Consider the following 1904-nt stretch of genomic DNA (forward strand, 5'->3'; position numbering starts at 1 on the left):
GCGCTGCATGAGCATGCCCTTCTGGCGCGAGGACCTCTAAGGTCTTCAAGGACCCGTACAGGTCATAATACATACATCTAGCTGCCATTAGATGTCTCCCATTGGGGCGGTGCGGGTTTTCGCACCGCCCCAATCTTGTATGAGGAACGTCAACACGATTGGATGACTGCTTTTGTAAGGAGCTTGGCTATGGACATCAAGACGATTGGCGTTGAGGAATGGCTCAACGTTTGGGAGAAGAGCGCCACGTGGGACATCGCCCAGTCGACGATCTCGTCGCTCACCATGGGCGAGCTGCGCGCGCTCGATGAACAGGACGGCGCCACGTTCTACGAGCGCCTGGACCGCGAGAAGATGAACTACGGCTGGATCGAGGGCTCGCCGGAGTTTAAGGCCGAGGTTGCCAAGCTGTATCGTCGGGAGGTCAATCCCGATCACATTCTGCAGACCAATGGCTGCACGGGCGCTAACCTCAACGCCATCATGGCTGTGGTCGAGCCCGGCGACCATGTTATCGCCGAGTGGCCCACCTACGCGCCGCTCTACGAGATTCCGCGCACGCTGGGCGCCGAGGTCGAGTATTGGGAGCTTCGCGAGGAACTCGGCTGGAAGCCCGATATCGAGGAACTCAAGCGCTTGGTGCGTCCCAACACCAAGCTCATCTGCATCAACAACGCATCTAACCCCATCGGTACGGTGCTCGATGCCGATATGCTCGGCCAGATTGCCGAGATCGCCCGCTCGGTGGGCGCCTACGTGCTGTGCGACGAGGTATATCTGCCGCTCGAAAACACTGAGTCCTTTATGTCGATGGTCGACGTGTACGAGAGGGCCATTGTCACCAACTCGTTGTCGAAGACCTATTCGACACCTGCGGCCCGCGTGGGCTGGGTCCTGGCAGACGAAGAGATATCCAGCCGCATCCGCACCTATCGCGATTACACCATGATCTGCGGCGGTGTGTTCAACGACGCCCTGGCGACCTATGTGCTTGAGCACAAGGATAAGATTCTCGAGCGCAATCGCAAGATCGTGTTTGGCAACCGCGATATCGCGCAGGCTTGGATCGATACGCAGCATCGCGTTTCCTGGACGGCCCCGCAGGGCGTGTCCACCTCGTTTATCCAGCTGGATATTCCCGAGGATGACGAGGAGTTCTGCAGGCGCCTGCTGTCCGAGAGGGGAGTGCTGCTGGTCCCCGGTAGCCGTTTTGAGCTTCCCTGCGGCGCACGCCTGGGCTACTGCGCGAGCGAGGACGTTCTGCGCGAGGGCCTGAGGCTTTTGGGCGAGGCACTGGCGGAGTTCGATCGCTAGGATTCCGATGGTCTTCGGGGGCCTTATCCAAATTAGCCGAAGATAATCGAAAACGGACCCGTTTCCCTAGGGGAAGCGGGTCCGTTTTTCTATACCGAGAAGTCAAGTTGTTACAAATGGGGCCGTAAAGCGAGGCGGTATCCGCTGGGCCTTATACTGAGTTTCCGGTGAACGGTATCAAGCGTCTGGTAAACGGTAATTTATTTATCAGAAATGAATAGGACAAACTTTTTTCTGAATAAAAATGAAAATGGTTGAGACGCGGTGTGAACCGCTAATTCTATTCATAGCTTTATTGGAAATATGCAATTTGAGGATGGTTTAACAAAGTTTAGTTCCATTTGATTTTAGGATTAAAACGCGTTTAAGCACGTAAATACGCTTTATTAAGATGAAGTGTGCCATGCGTGAAGTATATGTGTATGCCGTTCACCCCCTATAAAAAACCGTTCGGGGGCAAGGTGGAAGTATGAGCTGATTTTGGATATAAATATGTCGTCAGCAATAACGCCTCACACGGAGGGGCGCTAACGAATCGGCCCTGACAAGGGCCCGAAAGAAAGGTAGGAGGCCATGACGAAAGGTCTGCA

The 1904-nt window shown here is 54.8% G+C and carries 1 protein-coding gene; it reads left to right on the plus strand.

The window, feature by feature from the left end:
• Positions 1-189: 189 nt before the first annotated feature.
• The gene (locus DWY51_RS09370; RefSeq protein WP_117770654.1) at positions 190-1314 is read left to right on the plus strand and encodes an aminotransferase; all 1125 of its coding nucleotides are present in this window, start codon (positions 190-192) and stop codon (positions 1312-1314) included.
• Positions 1315-1904 lie beyond the last annotated feature (590 nt).

Source organism: Collinsella sp. AF25-2LB, assembly GCF_003458415.1.
In the GTDB taxonomy this organism is placed as follows: Bacteria; Actinomycetota; Coriobacteriia; order Coriobacteriales; family Coriobacteriaceae; genus Collinsella.